18 protein-coding genes, 1 tRNA gene and 1 pseudogene are annotated in these 21601 nt (G+C 51.5%); all 20 read left to right on the plus strand.

The window, feature by feature from the left end; translation table 11 throughout:
• Positions 1-141 precede the first annotated feature (141 nt).
• Positions 142-2808, plus strand: coding sequence for a calcium-translocating P-type ATPase, PMCA-type (locus tag LJ046_RS03915; protein ID WP_002878097.1), 2667 nt, complete (start codon positions 142-144; stop codon positions 2806-2808).
• A gap of 156 nt (positions 2809-2964) precedes the next feature.
• Complete coding sequence (locus tag LJ046_RS03920; RefSeq protein ID WP_002878096.1) at positions 2965-3252, plus strand: hypothetical protein; 288 nt, start codon at positions 2965-2967, stop codon at positions 3250-3252.
• 111 nt (positions 3253-3363) lie between these two features.
• Positions 3364-3834, plus strand: a complete 471-nt coding sequence (locus LJ046_RS03925) for a hypothetical protein (RefSeq protein WP_003614812.1) — start codon at positions 3364-3366, stop codon at positions 3832-3834.
• 17 nt (positions 3835-3851) lie between these two features.
• Positions 3852-4456, plus strand: a pseudogene (locus LJ046_RS03930) (ABC transporter ATP-binding protein).
• A 42-nt stretch (positions 4457-4498) separates the two neighbouring features.
• A complete protein-coding gene (locus LJ046_RS03935) occupies positions 4499-4957 on the plus strand; it encodes a SprT family protein (protein WP_035161059.1) in 459 nt (152 codons plus the stop codon).
• Positions 4958-4987: 30 nt separating this feature from the next.
• A tRNA-Leu gene (locus LJ046_RS03940) sits at positions 4988-5073 on the plus strand.
• Between the two features lie 117 nt (positions 5074-5190).
• Positions 5191-5814 carry an ECF transporter S component gene (locus LJ046_RS03945; protein WP_002878090.1) on the plus strand — a complete coding sequence of 208 codons (624 nt, stop codon included), beginning with the start codon at positions 5191-5193 and terminating at the stop codon, positions 5812-5814.
• 13 nt (positions 5815-5827) lie between these two features.
• The gene (locus LJ046_RS03950) at positions 5828-6481 is read left to right on the plus strand and encodes a glycoside hydrolase family 73 protein (RefSeq protein ID WP_002878089.1); all 654 of its coding nucleotides are present in this window, start codon (positions 5828-5830) and stop codon (positions 6479-6481) included.
• A gap of 89 nt (positions 6482-6570) precedes the next feature.
• A complete protein-coding gene (pcrA, locus tag LJ046_RS03955; RefSeq protein WP_002878088.1) occupies positions 6571-8832 on the plus strand; it encodes a DNA helicase PcrA in 2262 nt (753 codons plus the stop codon).
• Between the two features lie 10 nt (positions 8833-8842).
• Positions 8843-10858 (plus strand): NAD-dependent DNA ligase LigA, encoded by a 2016-nt coding sequence (gene ligA, locus LJ046_RS03960; RefSeq protein ID WP_002878087.1) that lies wholly within the window; start codon positions 8843-8845, stop codon positions 10856-10858.
• Entirely contained in the window at positions 10855-12000 is a 1146-nt protein-coding gene (locus LJ046_RS03965; protein WP_002878086.1) for a CamS family sex pheromone protein, read from the plus strand. Before ligA ends, LJ046_RS03965 begins: the two co-directional genes overlap by 4 nt.
• A gap of 11 nt (positions 12001-12011) precedes the next feature.
• Positions 12012-12305, plus strand: coding sequence for an Asp-tRNA(Asn)/Glu-tRNA(Gln) amidotransferase subunit GatC (gatC, locus tag LJ046_RS03970; protein WP_002878085.1), 294 nt, complete (start codon positions 12012-12014; stop codon positions 12303-12305).
• Positions 12306-12320: 15 nt separating this feature from the next.
• Positions 12321-13763 carry an Asp-tRNA(Asn)/Glu-tRNA(Gln) amidotransferase subunit GatA gene (gatA, locus tag LJ046_RS03975; RefSeq protein ID WP_002878083.1) on the plus strand — a complete coding sequence of 481 codons (1443 nt, stop codon included), beginning with the start codon at positions 12321-12323 and terminating at the stop codon, positions 13761-13763.
• Positions 13764-13768: 5 nt separating this feature from the next.
• Positions 13769-15199: an Asp-tRNA(Asn)/Glu-tRNA(Gln) amidotransferase subunit GatB gene (gatB, locus tag LJ046_RS03980; RefSeq protein WP_002878081.1), complete on the plus strand. Its 1431-nt coding sequence runs from the start codon at positions 13769-13771 to the stop codon at positions 15197-15199.
• Positions 15200-15234: 35 nt separating this feature from the next.
• Entirely contained in the window at positions 15235-16161 is a 927-nt protein-coding gene (locus tag LJ046_RS03985) for a diacylglycerol kinase family lipid kinase (protein WP_002878080.1), read from the plus strand.
• Positions 16162-16221: 60 nt separating this feature from the next.
• The gene (locus tag LJ046_RS03990; RefSeq protein ID WP_002878079.1) at positions 16222-16944 is read left to right on the plus strand and encodes a TMEM175 family protein; all 723 of its coding nucleotides are present in this window, start codon (positions 16222-16224) and stop codon (positions 16942-16944) included.
• Positions 16945-16946: 2 nt separating this feature from the next.
• Positions 16947-18302 (plus strand): 23S rRNA (uracil(1939)-C(5))-methyltransferase RlmD, encoded by a 1356-nt coding sequence (rlmD, locus tag LJ046_RS03995; RefSeq protein ID WP_002878078.1) that lies wholly within the window; start codon positions 16947-16949, stop codon positions 18300-18302.
• Between the two features lie 168 nt (positions 18303-18470).
• Positions 18471-19328: a restriction endonuclease gene (locus LJ046_RS04000; RefSeq protein ID WP_002878077.1), complete on the plus strand. Its 858-nt coding sequence runs from the start codon at positions 18471-18473 to the stop codon at positions 19326-19328.
• A 253-nt stretch (positions 19329-19581) separates the two neighbouring features.
• Positions 19582-20217, plus strand: coding sequence for a carbonic anhydrase family protein (locus tag LJ046_RS04005; RefSeq protein ID WP_002878076.1), 636 nt, complete (start codon positions 19582-19584; stop codon positions 20215-20217).
• A gap of 767 nt (positions 20218-20984) precedes the next feature.
• Positions 20985-21545 (plus strand): hypothetical protein, encoded by a 561-nt coding sequence (locus LJ046_RS04015; RefSeq protein ID WP_002878074.1) that lies wholly within the window; start codon positions 20985-20987, stop codon positions 21543-21545.
• The last annotated feature ends 56 nt before the right edge of the window (positions 21546-21601 follow it).

Raw genomic sequence — 21601 nt, forward strand, 5'->3', positions numbered from 1 at the left:
GTAACGGCAAGCATAGCTTGCGACAAGCCCAACAACCGGGAGCCGTGTTGGTTTCCTGGGCTTGTCTTAATTAGTGAGACTTATGTGCTTTTGTTAAGGGGCACGTAAGTCTCTTTTCTTTTTTTAAAGGAGGAAAATACTGTGGCTAAGAAGTATTACAGCCAGGACATCCCGAGCACTTTAGCCGAGTTTGGCTCGGATGCCAACCACGGGATCAGTTCGGCTGAAGCCAAAAAGCGCCTGGACCAATACGGCCCGAACGCTTTGGCCGGCAAGAAGAAACGTTCAATGTTTGCCCGCTTCATGGACCAGTTCAAGGACTTGATGATCATCGTCCTGCTGGTTGCCGCTGTTTTGTCCGGGGTAGTTGCCCAGGAATGGACAGACGCGGGGATTATTTTAGTAGTTGTGCTTTTGAACGCGGTCCTGGGCGTGATCCAGGAAGCCCGATCAGAAGCAGCAATTGAAGCCTTGAAGGACATGTCCACGCCAAGCGCCAGGGTGCGCCGGGACGGAGCGGTAATTGAAGTTCCGTCAACGGATATCGTGCCAGGTGACGTGGTCTTGCTGGAAGCCGGTGACGTGGTCCCGGCCGACCTGCGTCTTTTGGTAGCAAAAAGCTTGAAGATTGAAGAAGCTGCCTTGACTGGGGAATCAGTTCCGGTGGAAAAGAGTAATGAAACCCTGCAGGGGGAGGACATTGCCCTAGGTGACCGGATCAACATGGCTTACTCCGGCACCAACGTGACCTACGGGCGCGGGGAAGGTGTGGTTGTCGCTACGGGGATGAACACGGAAGTCGGCAACATCGCCAAGATGCTGAACGAAGCTGATGAAACTGATACTCCTCTTAAGCAGAACTTGAACCAGCTGGGCAAGACCCTGACTTACATGATCTTAGCCATCTGTGTGGTCGTCTTCATTATCGGGGTTATCCAGAACCCGCAGCATGAACCGATGAATGCTTTGCTGATCGACATGTTCTTGACGGCGGTTTCCCTGGCGGTTGCCGCTATTCCGGAAGGTCTGCCGGCGATCGTGACGATCATTTTGGCCTTGGGTACCCAGACCATGGCTGACCACAAGGCCATCGTCAGAAAGCTGCCAGCCGTTGAAACATTGGGGGCAACGGATATCATTGCTTCTGACAAGACTGGTACCTTGACCCAGAACCGGATGACGGTGGAAAAGGTCTACTACGACGGGATCCTGCATGATGCCAGCGATGACATCGACTTGACCAACCAGGCCTTGATTACCATGCTTTTGGCCAACGACACCAAGATTAAGGATGGCGGGGAGCTCTTGGGTGACCCGACTGAAACTGCCCTGGTGCAATTCGGTTTCCACAAGGATCTGCCAGTTAACGACTTTTTGGCAGAACACCCACGGGTACAGGAAGTACCATTTGACTCTGACCGGAAGTTGATGAGTACGGTCAACAGGTATGACGGCCAGTTTATGGTTGCCGTCAAGGGCGCGCCGGACATGCTTTTGGAAAGAGTCAAGTATGTCAACATCAACGGCGAGCTGAGCGAAATCAGCGCTGAACAAAAGAAAGCCATTTTGGCAAGCAACAATGAAATGGCCAAGCAAGCCCTCCGGGTCTTGGCGATGGCTTACAAGGTTGTTGCTGAGCCATACGCTGACCCGACGACTGACAATGTTGAACAAGATCTGATCTTTGCCGGTTTGGTCGGCATGATCGACCCAGAGCGGCCGGAAGCCAAGGACGCGATCGCGGAAGCTCACCGGGCCGGGATCAGAACGATCATGATTACTGGTGACCACCAAGTTACGGCGCAGGCGATTGCCGAACGGCTGGGCCTGGTTGAAAAGGGCCGCGGCGATGCCGTGATTACCGGGGCGCAATTGGATAAGCTGAGCGACGACTACTTCACCAAGCATGTCGGTGACTACAGTGTTTATGCCCGGGTTTCACCAGAACACAAGGTTAGAATCGTGAAGGCATGGCAGGCAAATGGCAAGATCGTGGCCATGACTGGTGACGGGGTCAACGACGCGCCGAGTCTGAAGCAGGCCGACATCGGGGTCGGCATGGGGATTACCGGTACGGAAGTCTCCAAGGGCGCGGCCGACATGGTTCTGGCTGACGACAACTTCGCGACGATCGTGGAAGCGGTCAAGCAAGGGCGAAAGGTCTTTGCCAACATTCAGAAGGCGATTCTGTACTTGATGAGCTGCAACGTCGGCGAAGTATTGACGGTCTTCTTGATGACTTTGCTGGGCTGGGATGTTTTGAAGCCAGTGCAGCTTTTGTGGATCAACTTGGTAACTGATACCCTGCCGGCGATTGCCTTGGGTGTTGAACCGATTGAAAAGGGGATCATGAATAAGAAGCCGCGGGGGAAGAATTCCAACTTCTTCTCAGGTGGCGTGGCCAGCTCAATTGTCTACCAGGGGATCCTGGAAGGTGCTTTGGTCTTGACCGCTTATGGTTTGGGTCTGCACGTTTTGCCGCAGGGGACTAACCCGCATGAAGACGCGTTGACCATGGCCTTCTTGACTTTGGGTCTGATCCAGCTCTTCCACGCGGTCAACTCTAAGTACCTGAAGCAGTCTATTTTCCAAAAGAGCACTTTTGCCAACAAGTGGTTCAATGGCGCGATTGTTCTGTCAGCCTTGATTATGGCGGCAGTTGAATTGCCATTCTTGACCAGAGTCTTCTCAGTTTCAGAATTGCACCTGGACCAATGGCTGACTGTTCTGGGGATGGGCGTTTTGATGATCGTGATCGTCGAAATCGTTAAGTTCTTTGAGAGAAAAGCTGATCAACGGAATAATTAAAGATAATAATTCACAAAAATGCCTGGGCGTAAGTCCGGGCATTTTTTGCTGCGTGAAAAGAGGTACGGTGAAATTGTGGGGACTTGAATCAGCTGCAATGATCTTTATATTATGTTAATAATAACGAGAGAACTGGAGTAAATAATAAGGTTCAGTGTGGCTTTGTTTGTTAAGAAAAATAGTCTTTGTCTGTTTTTAGGGGCAGTTGTCGGTTTTATGATAACGTTAACTGAAAACATATCAACTGAGATTGGAGGGACTTTATTTACTGTTTCAAATATCTGGGATACTACCAACATTATTAATCCACTAGCGAATGCTATGGTGGAGAATCCATTACCGGCAATCTATTACCTAAATTACGCGACGACTGCAGTTTTCTATATTACGCTAACTGCTGTTTTGTTAAGAATTTGGTACATGAAGAATGTAGAGAAAGGTTAAATTATGCTAAAAACGCGTTATCAGCGCCTAATTGCCATAACACTCTTTTTGGACTTTGTGGTTAGTCTGGGCTGTGGCCTGCAGTTTGCGATGGATGGCGGAGAAGGCGAGATGCCAATGTATTATCTGAATGCCAACTTGATCAGCTTATACATCCAGCCAGGTCTAACCGTCATGGCAGCTGTCCAAATCCTTTCTTTCCGCTCAGTCCGGCCGCTTCTGGCTCCCCGCGGCAAAATGGATTACTTTGACCAGCGCCTGGCCCAGCTGCTTTTCTTAGATTTGGCCATCTACCTTGTTTTCTCCATCGTGCCCTATTTCTTTGACAAGAATCCCTGCTTCCGCTATGGCCCGGCCTGGAAGGGCACCCTCTTGCTTTTGATGCATTACCTGCTGTTCATTGCCTGCTTTATGCTGATCTTGCTCTGCATCAAGACTAAATATCCTTTTTTTATTATCGTTTTTGCCAGTACAGTACCCATTCTTTATCATTACTGGCTGGAGAAGAGCTGGCTTTTACCAAAATACGCTAATATTTATGACCCTCTCTGGCGGGCCATCCACCACATGTATATACTCTAAGTCGAGGAGGAGTTTGTATGTTGAAAGTGGCACATGTTAATAAGAGCTTTAAAAAAACTGGCCGTATTAAAGGACATCTCTTTAGAAACCCAAGCGGGTGAACTGGTCCACATCTCCGGTGTCAACGGCTGCGGCAAGTCCACCCTGTTCAAAATCATCGTCAGCCTCTTAAAAGCTGACAGCGGGGAGATCCCACACTGACAAGGATGACTACCTTGGTGCCCTGATCGAAAACCATGGCTTTATCGAATATGAAACTGCCTGGGACAACTTGACCTTTTTAGGTCACTTCAACCACCGCTTCCAACCCGAAAAGACCCGGGACCTGCTCAAGGCCTTTGACCTGGATCCGGATAACCCGCAATCCGTCGGCAACTACTCAGACGGGATGCGGCAGAAGCTCGGGATCACCCAGGCCGTGATGGAAGAGCAGAATATTATCCTGCTGGATGAGCCAACCCGGGGGATCGATAAGGAAGGGGTTGACCAGTTCGTTAACCTTATGAAAGACTTGCGCAGTAAAAACGAGACCGTCATCGTGGCCAGCCACGACGAAATTCCCGGCCTGGTCTACGACCGCCGTTTAAGAATGAAAGACGGGATCTTGCTGGCCGAAGAGTAAAAGTTGGCATTTTCCGCCCTGACTAGCTACAATAATCCCATGATTAGTGAACAAGAACTGCAGCAGCTGGTCGAAAGCATCTCCCTTGAATCCTTCAGCCGTCCCTTTCTCCACCAAGCGAAAATCAACCGCCGCCTGAAGACTACTGGCGGCCGCTACCAATTATCCGACCATCACCTGGAATTTAACCCGCTCTTTCTTAAGGAAGAAAATCTCCATTATCTGCCGGGCATCATCAAACATGAACTGGTCCACTACCACCTCCACCTGGCCGGCTTGGGCTACCAGCATAAAGACCGGGACTTCAAGCTTTTACTGCAAAAGGTAGGCGGTAGCCGCTATGCGCCAAGACTAGAAGAGAACAAAAGAAGCCGCTGGCACTACCGCTGCCGGCAATGCGGGCAGGACTACTGGCGCCAGCGGCAGGTCAACGTCAAGAAGTATTTCTGCGGCCGCTGCCGGGGAAAATTGGAAAAAATTGCTGGTCCCCTTGCCAAATGAGGGCGGCTTTGCTAAAATATTAATGTGTTTGCGGGCGTGGCGGAATTGGCAGACGCGCAAGACTAAGGATCTTGTGACCGCTTTTGGTCGTGGAAGTTCAAGTCTTCTCGTCCGCACTAAGATAAGGAGTCGTTGTAAAACGGCTCCTTTTTTGTTGATTCTTAAAACTTGCTTTTCCTCCAATCTGTTATAATTGATAGAACACAATGCAAGATGAATAGAAGGTGTGCTAAATGTACGATTCTGAAGCCAGACAGAAGACCTTGAACCTGACGGTCAGCGCGGTCTTTGTGGCCATTCTGCTGCTGGAAGCTTTTATTCCCAATGTGGGTTACATCACGATTTTGCCGGGCCTGCCGGCCATCACCACGATTCCGCTGACAGTCGCGGTCTTTGCCTCTTTAAGAGGTCCGAAAGCCGGCGCGGCCTTTGGCTTGGTCTGGGGCCTAACTAGTTTGCTTAGGGCCTATGCTGCTCCAAATGGCCTGGTTACCATTCTCCTTTTCCAGAACCCCTTGATTGCCTTATTGCCCCGGCTTGCTGCTGGATGGGCAGCGGGCCTGGCTGGGCAATTGGCTGATAAATGGGAGAAGGAGAGCAGAAAGCCTCTGGCTTACGCCTTAAGCGGCCTTTTAGCTTCAGCGGTCAACACGCTCATGGTGATCCTTTTGTCTGACCTGGTCTACTTCAGTCATCCCCAGAAGCTGGCTTTAGCCCTGGGGGCCAAGAGCGGGCAGTCTTTGCTGGTCATCCTCTTTACGGCCCTGGCCGTCAACGGCATTTTGGAAGCAGTCTTCAGCGGCTTGATCACGCCGCTCATTACCGCGCCCCTCAAGAAGCGCCTTAAGCGGCGCTAGAAAGCAGATAAGTATGGCTGGACACAGAAAAACACGCAAGGGCAAGCAGACGACCACCATTCTCGTGGTCCGCGTTTTTGCCATCATCCTCTTGTGCCTGTGCTTGTTCGTGGCCTTCCGCTACTACCGCCGCCAGGCCTTGCAGCAAGAACAGATCCGCCAGGCTGAACTGGCCAAGCAGGAAGCAGCCGCTAAGCTTTTGCGGCAAAAGAAAGCCTTTATCCAAAAGGTGGGGCCGATCTCGCAAAAGGTTGACAAGGGGACCGGTCTTTTGCCAAGCATCACTATCGCCCAGGCCTGCCTGGAAAGCAACTACGGGCAAAGCGCCTTGTCCCAGAAGTACAACAATCTCTTCGGGGTCAAGGGGACCAACCCTAACACTTCAGCCGTGATGACGACCAAGGAGTACAGCAACGGCAAGTGGGTGACCGTCAAGGCCCGCTTCCAAATTTATGATTCTTATGAAGCCTCGATCCGGGCCCATGTCCGCCTCTTCCAGCAGGGAACCAGCTGGAACAAGGACCAGTACAAGGACGTTTTGGCGGCCAAGGACTATAAGAGCCAGGCCAAGTCCCTGGTCACTGACGGCTATGCCACCGACCCGGACTACTCGACCAAACTCATCAATTTAATTGAACAATACAACCTGAATAAGTACGATAATTAAGCAGGTTTAACAGGGTTGCCAGAGCTTTTTGGCAGCTTTTTTTGCTATAATGGATAAGCTAAGTTTTTTGATTTTTGAAAGGGTAAAGCATGTCTGAAGCAACGATTTTACAAGGTTTGAATCCGCAACAGGTCCAGGCAGTCAAGACGACTGAAGGGCCCCTTTTGGTAATCGCCGGGGCCGGCAGTGGGAAGACCTCAGTTTTGACCAGGCGGATTGCCTACTTGGTGGAAGAAAAGCGGGTTGCTCCCTGGAACATCCTGGCCATCACCTTCACCAACAAGGCCGCTAAAGAAATGAAGGAAAGAGAAGTCAAGCTCCTGGGCGACCAGGCTGAAAGCATCTGGATGTCCACCTTCCACGCCCTCTGTGTCCGCATCCTCCGCCGGGACGGCCACTTGATCGGCTATGACCGGGACTTCTCCATCGCTGACCCTTCAGAGCAGGTGACCCTGGTCAAGCGCTTCCTCCGCCAGCTGGACCTGGATCCCAAGCAATACCTGCCCCGCAACATCTTGAGCCAGATCTCCAATGCCAAGAACCGCCTGCAGACCCCGAAGCAGTATGAGGCCAGCGCGGTCGGTCCTTTTGAAAAAGTTGTCGCCGACGTCTACAAGAAATACCAGGCCAGCCTGGAAAGAGACCAGATCCTGGACTTTGACGACTTGATCATGCAGACGCTGACCCTTTTTAAGGCCAGTCCTGATACCCTGGCTTACTACCAGCAAAAGTTCCGCTATCTGCTGGTTGACGAATACCAGGACACCAACGAGGCTCAGTACGAGCTCTGCCGCTTGCTAGCTGACGGCTACCACAATATCTGCGTTGTCGGGGATGCCGACCAGTCAATCTACGGCTGGCGGGGAGCCAACATGGAAAACATCCTCAACTTTGAGCATGACTACAAGAATGCCCAAACTGTCAAACTGGAGCAGAACTACCGGTCAACCGGCCACATCTTGAAGGCGGCCAACTCGGTCATTGACCACAATAAAAACCGTAAGGCCAAGAAGCTGTGGACTGACAAGGGCGACGGGGAAAAGGTCCACTACTACCAGGCCCAGAGCGACCGGGACGAAACCCGCTTCGTCCTTGCCAAGATCAAGGAAGAAGTTGACCAAAAGAAGCGCCGCTACCAGGACTTTGCCGTCCTTTACCGGACCAATGCCCAGTCCCGGGGGATGGAAGAAACTTTGGTTGAAGCCAATGTCCCTTACCAGATCGTCGGCGGGCACAAGTTCTACGACCGCAAGGAAATCAAGGACATCATGGCCTACCTCAAGCTGGTGGCCAACCCCAGCGATTCCATGAGCTTCAACCGGATCATCAACGTCCCAAAGCGGGGGATCGGCCAGGCTACGACTAGCAAATTGGCTGCCTTCGCCGACGAAATGGGGGGCGGGATCTACGAAGCCATACGCAATGTCGAATTGGCTCCGATTTCTTCCGCCGCTGCCAAAAAGCTCCTGGCCTTCAGCGACCAGCTGACTGCCGCCATTGCTTACGCCCAAGACCACACGGTCAGTGAACTGACCGACAAGATCCTGGAAGACTTCGGCTACATCAAAGCCTTGAAGGAGGAAGAAGCTCAAGGGTCCCTGGAAGCTGCCGCCCGCCTGGAAAACCTGCAGGAATTTGCTACGGTTACCAAGCGCTTTGACGACAATTACAATGAAGAAGAAAACCCGGACAGCAGCCGCTTGAGTGACTTTTTAGCGGAAGTATCCCTCTTAAGCGACCAGGATGACCTGGAAGAAAGCGATGACCGGGTAACTTTGATGACCCTGCACGCGGCTAAGGGTTTGGAATTCCCAGTCGTCTTCTTGATCGGGATGGAAGACAACATCTTCCCGCTTTCCCGGGCGATCAAGGACGAAGACCCGAACCAGCTGGAAGAAGAACGCCGCCTGGCTTACGTGGGCATTACCCGGGCCAGAGAAGAGCTTTACTTGACTTCGGCTTACACCCGGATGATGTACGGCAGCAAGCAGTACAACGCCCAGTCCCGCTTTATCGGTGAGATCAAGGATGAGGACCTGGACATCGTGGCCTCAACTGCCCCGAAGTCCAGCACTTCCTTCTTAGACTTGGACCGGCTGCCTTTTGCCGAAAAGTCCCAAGCCAAAGCTGCTCAGCCGGCTAAGATCCACCGGGCTAGCAAGGCAGCCGGGGCCGTCGGCGCTGAAAAGAAGGGCTGGCACCCTGGCGACCAGGTAGAGCACAAGAGCTGGGGCAAGGGCGTGGTCATCAAGGTCACCGGCTCTGGCGAAGACATGGAACTGGACATTGCTTTTGCAAGCAAGGGCAACAAGCGCCTGCTGGCGGCTTTTGCCCCGATCAAGAAAATTTAGGTGAAGAAGCATGGCTGAAAGTTTAGAAGAAGCAAAACAGGAAGTCCGCCAATTGCGGGCCCAGCTGGACCAGTGGGCCAAGGCCTACTATGAGCAGGACGCTCCGGTGGTTGAAGACCACGTTTATGATGAAAAATACGCCCGCCTGCTGGAACTGGAAGCTGCCTATCCAGAATTAAAGTCAGCTGACTCCATCACCCAGAGGGTCGGCGGCGAGGTCAACAGCGACCTGCCCAAAGTTGAGCACCAAGTGCCAATGCTGTCGATGGGGGACGTTTTTTCCAAAGAAGAGCTGGCGGAATTTGACCAGCGGGTGCAAAAAGCCATCGGCCACCCTGTGGCCTACAATGTCGAATTGAAAATCGACGGCCTGTCCCTGTCTTTGGAATATGAAGAAGGGCGCTTAAAGCGAGCCTCAACCCGGGGCAATGGCCAGGTTGGCGAAGATGTGACCAAGAATGTCAAGTATATCAAGGACGTGCCCCAGAAATTGCCGAAAGCCATTACCACCGAAGTGCGGGGGGAATGCTACATGAGCAAGGAGGCTTTCGCCAAATTGAACCAGGAGCGGGACGAGGCCGGGGAGAGCATCTTTGCCAATCCGAGAAACGCCGCGGCTGGTTCTCTGCGCCAGCTGGACCCGAAGGTGACAAAAAAGCGGCAGCTGAGCACCTTTATCTATACCTGGATCAACCCACCAGCCGGTATCGACTCCCAGCACCAGGCGATCTGTGAGATGGCCAAGCTAGGCTTTCACACCAATGAAAACGGCCGCCGGCTGGAAAATCTGGCAGACGTCTACGACTATATCGACGAATTTACCAAAAAGCGCGACAGCCTGCCTTACGTGATCGACGGCATTGTCTTGAAAGTCGATGACCTGGCCCTGCAGGCGGACTTGGGCAACACCGTCAAGGTGCCCCGCTGGGAAATTGCCTACAAGTTCCCGCCGGAAGAAGAAGAAACAGTAGTCCGGGAGATTGAATGGACCGTGGGAAGAACCGGGGTCGTGACCCCGACTGCCGTGATGGATCCGGTGCGATTAGCCGGGACCACGGTAGCCCGGGCCTCTTTGCACAATCCGGACCTTTTGGCCAAACTGGACGTCCGCTTGGGCGACACGGTCAAGCTGCACAAGGCCGGCGACATCATTCCGGAAATTTCCGAAGTTGTCTTAAGCAAGCGGCCAGAAGACTCTGTTCCCTATGAAGTGCCAACTAAGTGCCCTTCCTGCGGGGAAGACCTGGTTCACTTGAATGAAGAAGTGGCCCTGCGCTGCATTAACCCGTCCTGCCCTGCCCAAGTTGAAGAAGGGATTACCCACTTCGCCTCCCGGCAGGCCATGAACATCGCTGGCCTTGGCCCAAAGATCGTCAAGCAGCTGATCGCCAAGGACCTGGTGCACAATGTAGCTGACCTTTACTATCTGACAGCCGACGACTTGAGCCAGCTCGACCACTTTAAGGAGAAGTCGATCAACAATCTCCTGGCGGCCATTGACCAAAGCCGGAAGAATTCCGTTGAGCTGGTCCTCTTTGGCCTGGGGATCGACAATGTAGGCGGGAAAGCCGCCCAATTGATTGCCCAGAAATTTAAAAATATGTCTAAAATCGCTTCAGCAAGCGTGCAAGAACTGACGGCAATCGATACAATAGGAATGACGATTGCTGAGTCTTTGACGGCTTACTTCCAGCAGGAAGAAGCCAAGAAGCTGCTGGCCCGGCTGGAAGAGGCCGGAGTCAACATGGACTACTTAGGCGAAGACGGGGAAGCCGCAGACAACTTCTTCAAGGGCAAGACGGTGGTCTTGACCGGGAAACTGGCCCACTATAGCCGGGCGGAGTTTACCAAGAAGCTGCAGGCCTTGGGAGCCAAGGTGACCGGGTCAGTCTCCAAGAAGACCGACTGCCTGGTTTACGGGGAAGATGCCGGCAGCAAACTGGCCAAGGCAGAAGCCCTGGATATTCCGCGCTTAACGGAGGCAGAAGCAATCTCTAAGATCGAAGAGAAGGACACGGAAAAGTGAAGAGATTTTTACAGGCAATAACTTTGGCAAGCTGCAGCTTTCTGCTGGCGGCTTGCGGCAACTTGAAGAATTCCGACCTGGCCAGCAACTCAACGACGACGACCAGCAAGGCGAAGAAGTACGAGACGACTTCCAGCACTGATGGCGGCTACTCCGTCCTTTTGAAAAAGGGGGTCTACAAGACCAGCCCGATCTCCGGCCTGGAAGCCACCAACTATGACAACAGCGTGGACGAGTCGGCCATGGAACGGGGCTTGATCCGGGTCTCCAAGAAGGTCTTCTCAACCAAGGACTATGTCATCCAGGAAGGCCAGCAGCTCGACGAAACGACGGTCACCAACTGGCTGGGCCGGTATTCAAAGAGCAACAAAGAGGGGCTGAACCTCAAGAACAACGGCAAGACCGGGTCAACGACCAGAAACCCGATCATCTTGCAGCAGATCATGGAAGAAGACTTCTATGTCAAGAGCGGGTCCAGCTACAAGCTGGCCGGCATCAGCATCAGCCTGGGCCTCAACTCAGTCGACTACTACACCAAGACGACTGACGGGGCCGAATACAGCACTAAGATTTCCCTGGCCAAGCGGCGGGCCTTCGGGCAGAAGACGGCCAACACGATCGTCTCCCGCTTGCACGCCAAGAAGAAGCTTAAGAATATCCCGATCATGGTTGGCCTTTTCTCTAAGACCGACACCGACTCATTAGTTGGGGGAACTTACTTCTCATATGGGACAGCTAGCGCAAATAGTAGTAAAATATCTAAATGGAATCCCGTGAACGAAAAGACCCAGGTGCTGCCGACAGTCGATGGAGCCAGCGCGGTCAGTGCCAGTGACGAATCCAAATTCACCAGCTTTAAGGATGAAATTGAGGATTACTTCCCGAACGTTTCCGGGGTCACGGCCACTCTGCGCTACTACGATGGCAAGCTGGCTTACGAAAGCATCGCCATCACCACGCAGTTCTATGGCTATCTGCAGGTACAAAGCTTTGCCCAGACGGTTATGAGCCGGGCAAAGAAGTATCTGGGAACCAGCTCACCGGTTGAAATCACCATTTCCTCGGTCAACGACACCCAAGCGGTCGTCGCCAAGGAAACGGCTACCGGGTCTTATCGGATGCACATCTATGGCGGTAATTAGGAGGTACATAAGTGGAAAAGGTAACAAATGATACTATCAAGCACGTTGCGGCATTAGCCCAGCTTGAATTCAGCGAAGAAGAACTGGCCAAGTTCACCTCGCAAATGGGGAAGATTCTGGAAATGGCAGAAGAACTTCAAGCCGTTGACACGACTGGCGTTGAAGAAACGGTGCAAGTAATTGATCGCGACACTGTCTTCAGAGAAGACGTTCCTGAAAAGTGGCAGACCCGCGAAGAAATGATGAAGAACGTTCCTGACAAGAGCAATGGTTTTGTCAAGGTACCTGTAATTATCGATAAATAAGGATGATAACCAATAATGAACTACTTAAACGAAACGATCGATTCCTTAAACTGCAAGCTGAAGAGCGGCGCTGTTTCTGCTGACCAATTGGCCAAGGACACCATCGCCAACATCAAGAAGACTGACGAAAAGATCAACGCCTTTATCACTGTAGATGAAGACGCCAAGCCAGCAGAAGACCTTGACTTTAACAACAAATTGGCCGGCGTGCCGATTGCCATCAAGGACAACATCATCACCAATGGCTTGAAGACGACGGCAGCCAGCCACATTTTGTACAACTTTGAACCAGTTTACGAATCAACTGTTGTTGCCAAGTTGAAGGCAGCCCAAGCTACCATCATCGGCAAGACCAACATGGACGAATTTGCCATGGGGTCATCCACTGAAACTTCTTACTTCGGTGCCACCAAGAACCCATGGAACTTAAACAAGGTGCCAGGCGGTTCATCCGGTGGTTCTGCAGCGGCTGTTGCCAGCGGTGAAGTGGTTGCTGCCCTGGGTAGTGACACCGGTGGTTCAATCCGCCAGCCAGCATCTTTCAACGGTATCTTCGGGATCAAGCCGACTTACGGCCGGGTATCCCGCTGGGGCTTGATCGCTTTTGCCTCATCACTGGACCAAATCGGGGTGATGAGCAAGCGGGTCAAGGACTCAGCTGAAGTTCTGAACGTGATCGCCGGGGCTGATGACCGCGACGCTACTGTTTCAGAAAAGGAAGTCCCAGACTACACCAGCTTCCTGGGCAAGGACGTCAAGGGCCTGCGGGTTGCCGTTCCTAAGGAATACATGAGCGACGCCGTTGAAGAAGGCGTCCGCAAGGCAGTTGAAGCCCAAATCGAACTTCTGCGGGCAAACGGGGCCATCATCAACGAAGTTTCCCTGCCGCACACCAAGTATGTGGTGCCAACTTACTACATCATAGCTTCCAGTGAAGCTTCAGCCAACCTGGAACGTTACGACGGGATCCGTTACGGTTACCGGGCAGAAGCCAAGAACCTGGACGAAGTATTCCTCAAGTCCCGGTCAGAAGGCTTTGGCGACGAAGTAAAACGGAGAATCATGCTGGGTTCCTTCGCCCTGTCCGCCGGCGCTTACGACAAGTTCTTCCTGCAGGCGGCCAAGGTAAGAACTTTGATTTGTCAAGACTTCGACAAGATCTTCGAAGACAACGATGTTATTGTCGGGCCGGTTTCTACCGAAACTGCTTTTGACTTGAACTCAGAAATTTCTGACCAGATCAAGATGTACAACAACGACATCTTGACGATTTCCGCCAACATGGCCGGGATTCCGGCAGCCAGCGTGCCAGCCGGCTTGAGCGAAACGACGGGGATGCCGGTCGGCTTCCAAATCATGGCCAAGCGCTTTGACGAAGGCCATGTCTTCCAAGTAGCTGACTTCATCGAACGCAACAACAAGTTCTACGAACAAACACCAGCTGGATTGGAGGATTAATTTAAATGAATTTTACGTCAACTATCGGTCTGGAAGTCCACTTTGAGTTGAAGACCAAGAGCAAGATCTTTTCACCTTCACCAGTAACTTACGGGGCCAAGCCAAACACCGAAACCAACGTTATTGACTGGGGTTACCCAGGTACCTTGCCAATGGTTAACAAGGAAGTCTACCGCCTGGGCTTGATGGTCGCTTTGGCCACCCACTCTCACGTTAACCCGGTAACCCATTTTGACCGGAAGAACTACTTCTACCCGGACAACCCAAAGGCTTACCAAATCACTCAATTCTTCAAGCCACTGGCTGAAAACGGCTATGTTGAAGTCGAAGTTCACGGCAAGAAGAAGAAGATCCATATCCACGAAATGCACATCGAAGAAGACGCCGGTAAGAACACCCACGGGACCAACGGCTTCTCCTACGTTGACTACAACCGGCAAGGGGTACCGCTTTTGGAAGTTGTTTCTGAACCAGAAATGACTGACCCGGACGAAGCTGTTGCCTACCTGGAAAAGCTGCGGGAAATCGTGCAATTTACCGGGGCTTCTGACGTTAAGATGGAAGAAGGGTCAATGAGAATTGACACCAACATCTCCATCCGCCCAGCTGGCCAGAAGGAATTAGGGACCAAGGTTGAAATGAAGAACCTGAACTCCTTTGAACACGTCCGTCTATCCCTGGCTTACGAACAAAAGCGCCAGCAGGAAATCCTCCTGTCCGGTGGCCGGGTTCGCCTGTCTACCCGCCGTTTTGACACCAACACGGGCAAGACTGTCCTGGAACGTGTCAAGGAAGGGGACGCGGACTACCGTTACTTCCCAGAACCAGACCTGCCTCCATACCACATCAAGCAGGAATGGGTTGATGAAATCGCGGCCAACTTGCCAAAGACGGCTGACGAACGGCGGAAGATCTACGTTGATGAATACGGCCTTAAGCCATACGACGCGAATGTTTTGCTGCAAAACAAGGAAAGCTCAGACTTCTTTGACGCTACTGTAGCAGCTGGTGCTGACCCGCAACAAGCAGCCAACTGGATGAACACCCAGGTTAACGGCTACTTGCACGAAAAGCATGCTGAACTCAAGGACATTGCCTTGACTCCAGAAAACCTGGCAGCCATGATCAAGCTGATTTCTGACGGGACGATCTCATCCAAGATCGCCAAGAAGGTCTTCGCGGAAACTGTTGCCAACGGCACTGACCCGAAGAAGTACGTTGAAGAAAACGGCATGGCGCAATTGTCAGACGAAAGCGTCTTGGCACCAATGGTCAAGGAAGTTGTTGACGCCAACCCGCAGTCTGTTGAAGACTACAAGAACGGTAAGGACCGGGCTATCGGCTTCCTGGTTGGGCAAATCATGAAGCAGACCCGGGGCAAGGCCAACCCTAAGGTGATCAACAAGCTCCTATTGGCCGACCTGGCTAGCCGTTAAGGCAGGAGAAAATTTTTTAGAAAAAGGTGAAGCAGATGACTAAGCGCGCGCGCTTGATTTACAATCCGGTCTCAGGGCATCAACAGATGCCGAAGAACGTTTCTGATATTTTGGATATTTTGGAACAAGCGGGTTATGAAGCCAGTGCATTCAGAACTACGCCAGCTCCGCTCAGTGCTCAAAATGAAGCAACCCGGGCAGCCAAGGACGGTTTTTCATTGGTCGTGGCTGCCGGTGGGGACGGCACGATCAACGAAGTCGTGAGCGGGATCGCCTTTTTGCCTAAGGAAGAGCGCCCGCGCATGGCCATCATCCCGGCGGGGACGACCAACGACTACGCCAGAGCCTTGAAGATTCCGCGCGACGACGTGGTTGCGGCGGCTAAAGTGATTCTTAAGGACAAGGTGCAGAAGATGGACGTGGGCCGGGCCGACTTTGGCGACGGCAGCCAGAAGTACTTCGTCAACATCGCTGCTGCTGGCTCTTTGGCGGAACTGACCTACGGGGTTTCTTCAGACGTCAAGTCCGCCCTGGGCTACGCTGCCTACCTGATCAAGGGGGCGGAAATGCTGCCAAACCTCAGCGAATGCGAAATGCGGCTGACTTTTGACAAGGGCGTTTACGAAGGCAAGCTGTCTCTGCTTTTATTGGGGATGACTAACTCCATTGGCGGTTTTGAAAAGATCATGCCAAACGCGGAACTTTCAGACGGTCTCTTCCAGCTGATTGTGGTCAAGCCAAGCGACCCGGGCAACCTGCTCCGGCTGATGGCTTTGGCTTTGAACGGCAAGCACGTGGACGACCCGAACATCATCTACACCAAGACGACCAGTCTGAAGGCAGAATTGATCGGCCACAACCGCGATGACAAACTTTCCGTCAACCTGGACGGGGAAGAAGGCGGCATGTTCCCGGTAACTTTTGAAAACTTGCGGGAACGGATCGAATTCTACGTCGGTTAGAACTGTTATAATAGAGTTTGACCTTCTGTCAGACTCTATTTTTGTGTTTAGAGGAAAAGCATGATAACCAATATAAAGAAAGAATTAGCAAGAAAGCGGGCCGAGCGGTCTCTGCAGCCTCTGTCGCCAGAAGAGCAGAGCGAGTGGGATCAGCTGCGCCAGTACCGGGAAAAGGCCATTAAGGAGTCCGGAGACAAATTGGCCGAACACGTGATGACGTTTAACGACGGGGTAATTGCCATTATCATCACCATTGTGTTGGTGGAGATCGCGGATCCCTTGTCCAAGAGTGCCTATCAGGACTTTTTCAGCCAGATTTTTATATACTTGATTTCATTTTTCGTAGTAGCCAATTTCTGGTATGAAATCCACTATACCTTCGGTTTCTATATCATGCGGGCCGGCAAGATGACCATGGTCTGTGACTTTGCCTTTTTGGCCAGTCTGTCGCTGATTCCCGTCATGACAAAGTGGATCATGGGGGATTTATCGGTCTTGAGCGTGGTCTGTTATGGGATCGTATATTTTTTGGTCCAGATTTTTGAACTGGCAACGGAAATTGTGGGGATGCGGAGCTCACTGCCGCATATCAAGACATTCCGGAAGTTCTGGGGTCGGTTTTCCTGGCTGCGCTTCATCTGGCTCTTCCTGCTCAATTTGGTCTTTATTTTGATATCTTTCGTCCAGCCAAGGTTGGGGATGATTTTGTATCTGGCCTTCCCAATCATCAACTTTGTCATGCCAGATAACCGGAGCCAGCGGGCCCGCAAAGGAGATAAATAATCATGAAGAAAAATGAAATCGTCGAAGTCGAAATCACCGACTTGTCATATGAAGCCATGGGGGTCGGCCATGTTAATGGCGAAACGGTCTTTGTCAACAACGCTCTGCCGGGTGAAGTGGTCAAGGCGCAGATTTTGAAGGACAAGAAGAGCTATGCTTTTGCCAGAATTTCTGAGATCGTCAAGGAAAGCCCGGACCGGGTCAAGGTGCCTCTCCGCCAGTACGTGCAAACCGGCCTGACCAGCCTGGCTCATTTGAAGTACGACAAGCAGCTGGAATTCAAGCAAAAGCAGGTTAAGGAGCTTTTGAGCAAGGCCCACTTGGACCAGATCAAGGTAGCAGAAACTTTGCCAAGTCCCTTGGAGACTGGCTACAGAAACAAGGCCCAGGTACCGGTCAGAATGGTTAAGGGGCAGCTGGAGATTGGCTTTTTCCGCCGGCACTCACATGACCTAGTGCCGTTGGAGGACTTTTTCACCAATGATCCGGAAATTGACCGGGTATTGCTGGCAGTCAGAGATATCTTGCGGGAAAAGCGGATTCCAGCCTATGACGAAGAAAAGCATCAAGGACAGGTAAGATATCTGGAAGTCCGCCGGGGGACGGCTACGGGCGACATGATGGTCGTCCTGGTTTGTCTAGACCGGGACTTCCCAGGCCTGCACGCGGTAGTAGATGAAATTAAGGAAATCGCCGGGGTGAAGTCGATCTTCCTCAACCATAACCCGAAGAGAACCAATGTCATCTTGGGTGAACACGACTACCATTTGTGGGGGAAGAGATACATTGATGACAAGATTGGTGATTTGACTTTTGAAATCTCGCCGCAGTCCTTCTTCCAGATTAATTCTTTGCAGACGCCGCGTTTGTACAAGCTGGCTATTGACCAGGCAGGTCTGACTAAGGACGATTTGATTGTTGATGCCTACTCCGGGATCGGGACGATCGGTCTGTCCGCAGCCAAGTACGTTAAGGAAGTCCGCGGGGTTGAAGTGGTTAAGGCAGCGGTTAAGGACGCCAAGAACAACGCCCGGCTCAACCAGATCCACAATGCCAAGTACTATGCCGGCAAGGCGGAAGAACTGATGCCAAAGTGGGCAGCTGAAGGCTTGAAGACGGATGTGATTTTTGTCGACCCGCCGAGAAAAGGCTTGACCAAGGAATTTATCGATGCCGCGGTTAAGACTGGTCCAAAGAAGGTTGTCTACATCTCCTGCAACCCGGCAACGCTGGTACGGGACATGCAGCTCTTGATGGAGGCTGGTTACACGACTGACCTGGTTTCCCCGGTCGACATGTTCCCGCAGACGCCACATGTGGAATGCGTGACCGTCCTAGAACGTACACAAATCGATTAAAATTTGCTGAAGGGTTGGCTAGCCTGCTGTAACGTAGGTCCCATTAACGCCGACGTTAAGGCATAATGACGCTTGGATGAAATTGTCTATTGTTAAAAAGAAGATTGGGGTAAAGTTTTGTACACTTAAAAAGTAAGAGTGCAACTTTTTAGGAAGGGGGGACTGGGAATGGCCATAAATAGAATGGAAGAATTTGAAAACCTGATTATGATTGAAGTGCTAAAAGCGATGCAAGCACTTGGCGGTCGGGTAACACGCAAGGAAGTTAAACGTGAGATTCGCGACCACTCTGAAGCAATTTCAGAGGATAAGGTCGATGAAGTTAAGCATTCAAAGAAAACAGGCACTCCATACCGTCCGTTTGATTATCGTTTTAACTTTGCGGTTAAACATTTGATTACGACTGGTTTCATCATCACTGAAGATAATCGAAATCTTGAACTACCAGAAAAGGGACGGACAACTAAGTTAGAAGATTTTGATCCAATTCGTGATGTGCGGGCCGTGCTATCCGAAAATTCAGCCGATGATACTGATGTAGAGGAAGAGACTGAGATTGAAGAAGAACCCTGGAAAGCTGAACTGTTAGCAGCCTTAGCCAAGATGCCGCCACAGAAATTTGAAATATTTAGTCGAGGTTTGCTGATCCATATGGGGGTTGACCTTGACGACAATATCGGTGTCCGCTATGTCGGCGACGGTGGCTTAGATGGTTTTGGCTATATCACTTCAGATGATCTTCGAACAACCCGGGTCGCCTTACAAACTAAGCGGTGGGACGGTAAAGTTTCTGCCCCAGAAATTGATAAGTTCCGTGGGGCAATGGATAAGTATAATGCCGAGTACGGAATCTTCATCACGACCTCTGACTTTACCCGCGAAGCAATGAAAACCGCAAAAGCAGGCACGCGGATAATTACCCTTATCAATGGGGACAAGCTTTGCGATCTAGTGGCTAAGTACCACTATTATGTAGAACCTGTGACAACCTACAAGCTGAAGGGCTTTTTTACGGATAACGAATAAAGCTCCGATAATAGCTGAGCTACTACCAGGGCAGTATGGTAAAATTTATTTACAGGTTAATTTTTACAGAATCGCCATTTTTGAATTCTACGATGACGACCATCGAGAAGCCCTGATCAAAAAGTGGGTGTCGTAATGGGCCGGTGCTTAGCTAACACTGGACAAGTTAATTTTCTTCCGGCCTCTCCCAATTCCCTAGAAAGCGATTGTATAACCCGCTATAATAAGGTTAATTATTTGGAGGTGTCTTTTTATGGAATACATCAATTACCAGACCCAGGACCAGTGGCAAGGTCCCGCTAGCCAACAGTCACCCATCGACATCGTTTTAGAGCAAACTACCCCACGCCCCCTCGCCGACCAGCCCTTAACCGTCTCCTTTGTCGGCGACCAGGTGCTGACCCGCGACCCCCGTTCGTCTGGGGACCAGTTTATCGGCGCTGGCACTTTAACGCTAGGGAACCACCACTACCACTTCTTGCGCCTCCACTTCCACGACCACAGCGAGCACCTGTTTGATGGCCAGCGGCAAGACGCCGAGGTCCACTTTGTCTACCAAGACGACCAGGGGCAAACCCTGGTCTTAGCCATGCTGGGGATAAGGGCCGCCGATGGTGAAGCCGGCTTTGACTTCGCTCCCGTCATTAACGGTCAGGCCGGTGCCGCCTACTTAAACCAGTTCTTCGCTAATAGCCAGGGCTACTTTAATTACACCGGCTCTTTGACGACCCCACCACTGTCGCCGGACGTGACTTGGGTGGTGCTTGACGCCGTGCACCGCTTTTCTTCCGGTTCACTGGCACTAATTCACGACTTGTTTGCCGACAACTACCGGGCACCACAACCCATCACGGTCCCGGTTTACCATTACTACGAGAGTGGGAAATAATCTTCTCGGCAGGCCGTATGACTAAGCTAGGACGCACCGTTCTTCGGCCTGCTTAGACACTAGACCTGCGGTTATTTACCATGTTTTCTGTCTAATCCTCGTGAATACAACAAGGAGTCGGGAAAACAGAGTTTTTCCCGACCCCTTTTGGTTTGGCAATGTGTGCGAGAGGGTTATTGTTCACTTCCTTTGTTGGCGCGTTCAATCTGCGCCCCGATCACGGTGGCCGGCGCCGACTTTTGGTTGGTTAAGTGGTAATCGGCGTAGGGGAAGTGGGCCCGGTAGATGGCGCCGTGGTAGGTGGTTCCCTCGTGACTAGCCTTGACCAAGGCCTGGCCAGATACTTCTTCTTGATTCTAGATCCGAACGGTAAAATCATTGGCGAAAGCGTGATTAATGAAATCGACTAGGACCTGCGCCGGGCTAACTTCCACACCTGTACCGGCTTGAACTGGACGTCTTTTTCTTTTAATCTCCGCGCGGAAAAAGCATACCTGCGGGCTAGTTTCAAGTGGGAGGGAGTTTTGCGGGATGCGGTTTTCGACAGGGGCCAGTACGCTGACAGTAGATAGTTGATATTTTTATATAAAACTTATTCCATTAAGTCGTTATTTTATAAATAGCAAGCAAGCTTATTATATGGTATACTCAATGTAGTCATGATAGTCATGATAATTATGATAATCATGACGTGATGTACTTATTTTTAAGTAGTTAAAACTCCCTTTAACGTTAAAGCGATAACTATGATTTGTTGAGGAAAAAATATGACTAAATACCGCGCCGACATTACGGCTCTTAACGCAGAAAAAATTGGCAGCCAGGCTCATGGCTACGTAGAATTCACGATTGAGGCTGACAAGCTTCACATCAAGCTGGAGATGTTCGACACCCCGGCTAACATCCAGCACTGGGAACACTTCCATGGCTTCCCGGACGGCAAGGATGCCCAAGTGCCAACCCTTGCCCAGGACACCAACCAGGACGGCTTTATCGACCTCGTGGAAACCGAACCGGTCTCCGGCACGACTATGGTGCCCCTGGACGCGGCTCCGCACGAAATGTGCATCCCCAACGACAACTACCCAGTTGCCGACGCAAACGGCTACTACAGCTATGAAAAAGATGTCGACTTAGCCAAGCTGGAAGCCAAGTTCAAGGAAGTCTTCAATGACCAGGATCTGGCCCTGGACAAGCGGGTGGTCTACATCCACGGCGTGCCAGCTGACCTGGAATTGCCAGAAAGCGTTGGCGGCAAGATCAACGACCATTACGACCAACACGTCACTCTTCCAATCGCGGCTGGTAAAATCAACCGCGTCGACTAAAACTAAGCCATTCAGAGGATCAAATTCCTCTGGATGGCTTTTTTCGTAAAAAGTTT

The sequence above is a fragment of the Lactobacillus delbrueckii subsp. jakobsenii ZN7a-9 = DSM 26046 genome (genome assembly GCF_001888925.1).
Lineage (GTDB): Bacteria > Bacillota > Bacilli > Lactobacillales > Lactobacillaceae > Lactobacillus > Lactobacillus delbrueckii.

What these genes read in the sequence shown, in the direction of transcription:
- LJ046_RS04015 (WP_002878074.1), top strand. Translation starts at nt 20,985, where the DNA reads ATGACTAAATACCGCGCCGACATTACGGCTCTTAACGCAGAAAAAATT.
- LJ046_RS03950 (WP_002878089.1), top strand. Translation starts at nt 5,828, where the DNA reads ATGGCTGGACACAGAAAAACACGCAAGGGCAAGCAGACGACCACCATT.
- pcrA (WP_002878088.1), top strand. Translation starts at nt 6,571, where the DNA reads ATGTCTGAAGCAACGATTTTACAAGGTTTGAATCCGCAACAGGTCCAG.
- ligA (WP_002878087.1), top strand. Translation starts at nt 8,843, where the DNA reads ATGGCTGAAAGTTTAGAAGAAGCAAAACAGGAAGTCCGCCAATTGCGG.
- rlmD (WP_002878078.1), top strand. Translation starts at nt 16,947, where the DNA reads ATGAAGAAAAATGAAATCGTCGAAGTCGAAATCACCGACTTGTCATAT.
- LJ046_RS03985 (WP_002878080.1), top strand. Translation starts at nt 15,235, where the DNA reads ATGACTAAGCGCGCGCGCTTGATTTACAATCCGGTCTCAGGGCATCAA.
- LJ046_RS03925 (WP_003614812.1), top strand. Translation starts at nt 3,364, where the DNA reads ATGCCAATGTATTATCTGAATGCCAACTTGATCAGCTTATACATCCAG.
- LJ046_RS04000 (WP_002878077.1), top strand. Translation starts at nt 18,471, where the DNA reads ATGGCCATAAATAGAATGGAAGAATTTGAAAACCTGATTATGATTGAA.
- LJ046_RS03945 (WP_002878090.1), top strand. Translation starts at nt 5,191, where the DNA reads ATGTACGATTCTGAAGCCAGACAGAAGACCTTGAACCTGACGGTCAGC.
- LJ046_RS03990 (WP_002878079.1), top strand. Translation starts at nt 16,222, where the DNA reads ATGATAACCAATATAAAGAAAGAATTAGCAAGAAAGCGGGCCGAGCGG.
- LJ046_RS04005 (WP_002878076.1), top strand. Translation starts at nt 19,582, where the DNA reads ATGGAATACATCAATTACCAGACCCAGGACCAGTGGCAAGGTCCCGCT.
- gatB (WP_002878081.1), top strand. Translation starts at nt 13,769, where the DNA reads ATGAATTTTACGTCAACTATCGGTCTGGAAGTCCACTTTGAGTTGAAG.
- gatA (WP_002878083.1), top strand. Translation starts at nt 12,321, where the DNA reads ATGAACTACTTAAACGAAACGATCGATTCCTTAAACTGCAAGCTGAAG.